The sequence below is a fragment of the Kluyvera sichuanensis genome, from assembly GCF_014218705.1.
Taxonomy (GTDB): Bacteria; Pseudomonadota; Gammaproteobacteria; order Enterobacterales; family Enterobacteriaceae; genus Kluyvera; species Kluyvera sichuanensis.
Genome location: NZ_JABBJF010000032.1, coordinates 49,552 through 56,114, shown reverse-complemented (window position 1 = coordinate 56,114; position 6,563 = coordinate 49,552). Strand labels below are relative to the sequence as shown.

Annotated in this window: 6 protein-coding genes and 1 tRNA gene; 4 read left to right on the top strand and 3 right to left on the bottom strand. The window is 52.4% G+C overall.

The genetic code is table 11. The annotated features are described in order from the left end of the window. Positions 1–12: 12 nt before the first annotated feature. Positions 13–89 (top strand) — tRNA-Asp (locus HII27_RS22890). A gap of 165 nt (positions 90–254) precedes the next feature. Beyond that, positions 255–1,058, top strand: coding sequence for a 2,5-didehydrogluconate reductase DkgB (gene dkgB, locus HII27_RS22885; protein ID WP_185669690.1), 804 nt, complete (start codon positions 255–257; stop codon positions 1,056–1,058). A 135-nt stretch (positions 1,059–1,193) separates the two neighbouring features. On the opposite strand, the gene yafC is transcribed toward dkgB, so the two are convergent. Then, complete coding sequence (yafC, locus tag HII27_RS22880; protein WP_185669689.1) at positions 1,194–2,087, bottom strand: DNA-binding transcriptional regulator YafC; 894 nt, start codon at positions 2,085–2,087, stop codon at positions 1,194–1,196. Between the two features lie 104 nt (positions 2,088–2,191). On the opposite strand from yafC, the gene HII27_RS22875 reads away from it, so the two are divergent. Continuing rightward, complete coding sequence (locus HII27_RS22875; RefSeq protein WP_185669688.1) at positions 2,192–3,367, top strand: MFS transporter; 1,176 nt, start codon at positions 2,192–2,194, stop codon at positions 3,365–3,367. A gap of 141 nt (positions 3,368–3,508) precedes the next feature. Then, complete coding sequence (locus HII27_RS22870; protein ID WP_185669687.1) at positions 3,509–4,303, top strand: endonuclease/exonuclease/phosphatase family protein; 795 nt, start codon at positions 3,509–3,511, stop codon at positions 4,301–4,303. 58 nt (positions 4,304–4,361) lie between these two features. Here HII27_RS22870 and mltD read toward each other — a convergent pair whose 3' ends face one another. Together mltD and gloB are read right to left on the bottom strand one after the other, a co-directional pair. Continuing rightward, positions 4,362–5,723: a murein transglycosylase D gene (gene mltD / locus HII27_RS22865; RefSeq protein WP_185669686.1), complete on the bottom strand. Its 1,362-nt coding sequence runs from the start codon at positions 5,721–5,723 to the stop codon at positions 4,362–4,364. A gap of 71 nt (positions 5,724–5,794) precedes the next feature. Further along, positions 5,795–6,550, bottom strand: coding sequence for a hydroxyacylglutathione hydrolase (gloB, locus tag HII27_RS22860; protein WP_185669685.1), 756 nt, complete (start codon positions 6,548–6,550; stop codon positions 5,795–5,797). Between the last annotated feature and the right edge of the window lie 13 nt (positions 6,551–6,563).

Sequence of the window (6,563 nt, the reverse complement as noted above, 5' to 3'; positions counted from 1 at the left end):
AAGAAATTCGGTGGAGCGGTAGTTCAGTCGGTTAGAATACCTGCCTGTCACGCAGGGGGTCGCGGGTTCGAGTCCCGTCCGTTCCGCCACTTATTAAGAGCCCTGAGCATAATTGCTCAGGGCTTTTTCTTTGCTTGTCGTTTAATTATTGCTGTTTTAGCAAAAATCCTCTGCGTTTCACGATCTTTTTCCCGATCCTCTCATTCGTCATAATGGTTTTCGTTAACCAATATTGATAAATAAAGAGGAAAATCATGACAATCCCTGCACTTGGCCTCGGCACTTTCCGCCTGAAAGATGATGTTGTTATCGCGTCCGTTAAAACCGCTCTTGAGCTGGGCTATCGCACTATCGACACCGCACAGATCTATGACAACGAAGCTGCTGTTGGTCAGGCCATTGCTGAAAGCGGTGTGGCACGTGATGAACTGTTCATCACGACCAAGATCTGGATCGAAAACCTGAGCAAAGACAAGCTGGTTGAAAGCCTCAAAGAGAGCCTGCAGAAGCTGCGCACCGATTACGTTGACCTGACGCTGATCCACTGGCCATCACCAAATGATGCCGTGGCGGTAGAAGAATTCATGGCTGCGCTGCTGGAAGCAAAACAGCAGGGCCTGACGCGTCAGATTGGTATTTCCAACTTCACTATTCCGCTGATGGAACGCGCTATTGCTGCCGTTGGCGTCGAAAATATTGCAACCAACCAGATTGAACTGTCACCGTATCTGCAGAACCGTAAGGTGGTGGATTGGGCAACAGAGCATGGTATTCACATCACTTCTTACATGACGCTGGCCTACGGTAAAGCACTGAAAGATGAAGTGATTGCTCAAATTGCGAAGAAACACAATGCGACGCCAGCGCAAGTTATTCTGGCCTGGGCAATGGGTGAAGGCTATGCGGTGATCCCATCTTCAACCAAGCGTGAAAACCTGGCGAGCAACCTGCTGGCGCTGGATCTGAAATTAGATGCTGACGATAAAAAAGCGATCGCTGCACTGGATTGCAACGACCGCCTGGTAAGCCCGGAAGGTCTGGCCCCAGAGTGGGACTAACTACGCGATAAACCCAGTGTCACGGGCTACAACCCTCAAATAGCCCAAATGGGTAACGTAACTCGTCCGGGCTGCAACCCTCTGGTAGCCCGGACGAGGCGTTTACGCCGACGCCGGGATCTCCCTATTGCCGCATTACCGATTGCTTTTCACATACTCGCTAAGAAAATCAATAAACGCCCTGATACGCGTACTCACCGCACGGTCGCTGTAGTACACCGCGCTAAACGGCATCTCTACCGGCAGCCGTTTATCGGCCAGCAGCTCAACAAATTCCCCGCTAGCAATCTCTTTATCCACCATATAGTCCGACAGACAGGCAATACCGTTACCGTGTAAACACAGCTGTTTAAGCGTCTCACCGCTGTTTGACGAAATACCACCGCTAATCTCCATAAACTGGCCGTCACAGCAGTAAACGGGCCAGGTATTCAGCGAGGATGGCTCTGTAAAGCCCAGGCAAAGATGCTCTTTGAGGTCGACAACGTTCTCTGGCATCCCGTAGCGGGCAATATACTCCGGTGAGGCAATAATCTTCCGGTAGCTGCTAAACAGCGGACGGGCGCGCAGACTGGAATCCGTCAGGGTTCCAGCGCGGATCGCGACATCGACCTTACGCTCAATCAAATTGATAAAGGTTTCGGAGGAGACCAGCGAAAGCGTCATTTCCGGGTAACGTTCACGGAAGGGCTTCACCAGCGGCATCAGGAAGTGCAGCATCACCGGTGTGGCGGCATCCACGCGCAATAGGCCTCGCGGCGTGTTACGCGTATCCAGCAGCTCGTTCTCGGCCGCTGCCATCTCCTGCAACACAACCTGCATGCGGCGGAAATAACGCTCTCCCTCTTCGGTTAGGCTCAACTGACGCGTAGTGCGGTTAAGCAGGCTCACGCCGAGCTTTGATTCCAGTTTCTTCACTGCCCGGCTTACCGCCGAGTTGGCTTGCCCGAGTTGTTCAGCGGCACGGCTGAAGCTGCCGCTTTCCACTACCGCCACGAAAATGGCAATTTCTTCTGATGTCGCTCTCATTATTGCACCTGAAGCAAAATTCTATTGAGATTTTGAATATTTTTGTTATTTAAACACCCCGGCATACTACGTGTCATCTTAATACTGATGATGTGGAGTAAATTATGCCGCTGGCGCTTCTAGCCTTAACGATCAGTGCCTTCGCAATTGGCACAACTGAATTTGTCATTGTTGGCCTGGTGCCGACGATTGCTGAACAACTCGCCATCTCTCTGCCTTCCGCAGGGATGCTGGTTTCTATTTATGCCCTGGGCGTTGCTATTGGCGCACCGGTGCTGACGGCGTTGACGGGTAAACTGCCGCGTAAACAGTTGCTTCTGGCGCTGATGGTACTGTTTACCATCGGTAACCTGCTAGCCTGGCAGGCACCAGGGTACGCCACGCTGGTTGTCGCACGTTTGCTGACCGGTCTGGCTCACGGCGTCTTCTTCTCCATTGGGTCGACCATTGCGACCAGTCTGGTGCCTAAAGAGAAGGCGGCATCGGCGATTGCCATTATGTTCGGTGGCCTGACCGTTGCACTGGTGACCGGTGTACCTATGGGGACATTTATCGGCCAGCACTTTGGCTGGCGGGAAACCTTCCTTGCTGTTTCTCTGCTCGGAGTGATTGCCCTGATTGCCAGTGCGGTACTGATCCCACGTAATATCCCAGGGCGTGCGCCTGCAAGCCTGGCAGATCAGGTGAAAGTACTGACTCACCCGCGTTTACTGATGATTTACGCCATTACGGCATTAGGTTATGGCGGCGTCTTTACGGCCTTTACCTTCCTGGCACCGATGATGCAGGATCTGGCCGGCTTTACACCGAACGCGGTGAGTTGGATCCTGCTGGGCTACGGCGTGGCGGTAGCGATTGGGAACATCTGGGGAGGTAAATTGGCGGATAAACACGGCGCAGTACCGGCACTGAAGTTTATCTTCGCGGCGCTGGCAGCACTGTTGCTGGTGTTCCAGTTCACGGCATCCATTCAGTACGCGGCGCTTGCCACTATCCTTGTGATGGGAGTCTTTGCCTTTGGCAACGTACCGGGTTTACAGGTTTATGTCGTGCAGAAAGCGGAGCAATACACTCCGGCCGCAGTAGACGTAGCCTCTGGTCTGAATATCGCCGCCTTTAACGTCGGGATTGCCATCGGTTCCGTGGTGGGTGGCCAGACGGTAGAGCATTATGGTCTGGCGCAAACGCCGTGGATTGGTGCGCTGATTGTTGTGGGGGCATTGTTGCTGACCGGCCTGAGTGGTCGCCTGGATAGGCCCGCACGTGTCGCGCTGGGGTAAGGCTTAAGAGTAAGCGAGCGCTTACAGAAGTTCACGCAGCTTTATCACAAATAGCGTTGAAACCGTGGGCAAAAGCCCCTATAACAGAAGAACCTTCCTGGAATCAGGCGGGTTCTTTCGTTATTGAGGTTATAAAAGAAAGTGCGAAAAAATACCTACGCCATGCGCTATATTGCCGGACAGCCAGCGGAGCGAATTCTGCCTCCTCCCGGCGCTTATACCAGCATTAGCCAGGCACTCTCGGTGGGTAAGCCGTTAAGCACGGAAGAAAACATTCGCATCCTGGTGTGGAACATCTTTAAGCAGCAGCGGGCTGAGTGGCTATCGGTGCTAAATAAGTTCGGTAAAGATGCCCATCTGGTCCTATTACAGGAAGCGCAGACGACGCCAGAGCTGGTAAAGTTTGCAACTACTAACTATCTTGCCGCCGATCAGGTTCCCGCATTTGCGCTGCCGCATCATCCCTCAGGCGTGATGACGCTGTCTGCTGCTCATCCCATTTACTGCTGCCCATTGCGCGAACGCGAGCCCATTCTGCGACTGGCCAAGTCGGCGTTAGTGACCGTTTACCCACTTCCTGACGCGCGCCTGCTGATGGTCGTCAACATTCATGCGGTTAACTTTAGCCTCGGTGTGGACGTCTATAGCAAGCAGTTGATGCCTATCGGTGAACAGATTGCCCAGCACAGTGGCCCGGTGATTATGGCAGGAGATTTCAACGCCTGGAGTCGCCCGCGTATGAATGCGCTATACCGGTTTGCTCGCGATATGTCGCTGCGCCCCGTTCGTTTTGATGATGACCAGCGCCGTCGCGCGTTTGGTCGTCCGTTAGATTTTGTATTCTACCGTGGGCTAAGCGTGACGGATGCCTCGGTTCTGGTCACTAAAGCTTCCGATCATAATCCGCTCATTGTGGAATTTAGCCCGGCAAAATAGGGCAGGGGAAATAAAAAAAGGCACCGGGGGAAACGGTGCCTTTTTTAATGGTTGCCTGTCAGGAATCAGGACGGTCGTTGTTTTTCACAAACAACGTTAGCTGATCGCCCGGCTGCAGATTGTCAGTATCGCGGTTCCAGCGCATCACATCTTTGATGTTCACGCCGTGGCGCTTGGCAATGCTCGAGAGCGAATCACCTTTGCGTACGCGGTACGTAATACTGCTGTTATCGGCAAGACGCGCAGCGCTGCTGCCCGCACCCACCGTTAAGCTCTGACCGACTTTCAGATTGCTGCCACGCAGGTTATTCCACTGCTGTAGATCTTTCGCGTTCACGCCTAAACGTGAAGCAATACCTGACAGCGTGTCGCCTGAGCGTACCTTATAGCTACGGCTGGTCATCGGCGTGTTGTCAGCAACCAGCGTGGGCTGGAGGTCGGCAATCTCACCGGAGGCCAGGGATTCACGCAGCTGATCCGCATGCTTCTGTGGCACCATCACGTACTTCGGGCCGCTTGCACCGAGCGTAGAGCCTTTGACGCCCGCATTAAAGGTCTTCAGCTTGCTGACGGGCATACCTGCCATATCGGCCAGCTGTGAGATCTCTACCGGACTATCAACGCGTACGCGTGCCAGTGCACGACTTTCATCTGCGGTAGGCAGACGAACACCATAGCGTTTGCTGTTTTTGAGGATGTCGCTCAAAGCCAGCATCTTCGGTACGTATAATTTCGTTTCCTGAGGCAACGGCAGTGACCAGAAGTCGGTGGGTTTACCACGGGCCTTGTTCACCTTCATTGCTTTCATTACACGGCCTTCGCCGCTGTTATACGCCGCCACGGTTAATAACCAGTCGCCGTCGAACATTTTGTTCAGGCGCTGCATCATATCCAGTGCTGCCGTTGTGGAAGCAACGACGTCACGACGTGCGTCATAACTGCGGGTCTGTTTCAGACCGTAATTTCGCCCTGTGCTCGGAATGATCTGCCAAATGCCTGCGGCATTGGCACCAGACGTTGCGTGCGGGTCAAAAGCGCTCTCCACTATGGGTAGTAATACCAGTTCCATTGGCATGTTACGTTTCTTAACTTGCCCGGCTATCCAGTACATATACGGCTCTGCCCGTAAAGTTACATCGTGGAGATAGCTCTTATTTCGTAAGTACTTCTGTTTCTGTTCGCGAACCCGGGCGTTATCCGGGATTCCCATCTTTAGCTCGTCGCCAATGTAAGCCCACAAATCCTGGTTCTGCATGTCGAATGTCCCATCGTCCATCCAACGTGCCTGATTTGCGAACTTACCTGCTTCCCCTTGACTAGCCGCAGAAAGGCTCTGTGCGTGCTGTTGGACGTTACCCTGCTGTGAAGCCTGGCAACCCACGAGCAGGACAGAGGCGAGTAATATCGCTTTTGCCTTCATGTGTGTGTCAATAGTTGCTTAAAAGACGACCGATGATAACGACGAACTTTCGAAAACGCAACCCGGAAGTATCAGAAGTTATCTTTCTTTGCCCGTAACCAGGCAAAACGCTGCTCAGATTGTAGCAACTTTGTTTCTTTCTCTATTTCGTTAATTAAATCAATATCATCCGTTCTTAAAAAGAGATTAATCTGGCGCTCTTTTTTCAGAGTTGTGGGGAGTGTAATTTGTTTTTTCGCACGTAACTCCTTCACTTCTCGATAGTATTCGTTAATGAACAAATCATGCGGTAAAACGCTCAGCGCGAAGGTCATATTGGAGAGCGTGTACTCATGGGCGCAACAAATCAGCGTCTCTTCGGGCAGCATGTTAATTCTCTGCAACGACCGATACATCTGGGTTGGCGTGCCTTCAAAAAGACGCCCGCAGCCCCCGGAAAACAGGGTATCACCGGAAAAAAGCCACGGGGCGCTATAGAAACAGACATGTCCTAAAGTGTGGCCCGGCGTGGCGAAAACGTGAAAATCCTGGTTGAGGATGTGAATACAGTCGCCGTCGGCCACTATTTTTGTTGCCCCTTTGTTGTGAGTCTCTTCAGGGCCATAAACAGTAATATTCGGATAAGACTTAACGAGATCGCCGACGCCGCCGACATGATCGTTATGATGATGCGTTAACAGGATCGCCTCGGGATGCCAGTTATTCGTTTTGATCGCTTCAAGTACCGGCACGGCATCGCCCGGATCGACGATCAAACAACGGCCCGTTTCATCATTAAGAACCCAGATGTAGTTGTCCTGAAAGGCCGGAATACTGTTAAGATTCATTTGTTACCTCTTA

Bases quoted from the DNA above. Each gene is read 5' to 3' on its own strand.
- HII27_RS22875 (WP_185669688.1), top strand. From the start codon at position 2,192: ATGCCGCTGGCGCTTCTAGCCTTAACGATCAGTGCCTTCGCAATTGGC.
- gloB (WP_185669685.1), bottom strand. From the start codon at position 6,550: ATGAATCTTAACAGTATTCCGGCCTTTCAGGACAACTACATCTGGGTT.
- dkgB (WP_185669690.1), top strand. From the start codon at position 255: ATGACAATCCCTGCACTTGGCCTCGGCACTTTCCGCCTGAAAGATGAT.
- yafC (WP_185669689.1), bottom strand. From the start codon at position 2,087: ATGAGAGCGACATCAGAAGAAATTGCCATTTTCGTGGCGGTAGTGGAA.
- mltD (WP_185669686.1), bottom strand. From the start codon at position 5,723: ATGAAGGCAAAAGCGATATTACTCGCCTCTGTCCTGCTCGTGGGTTGC.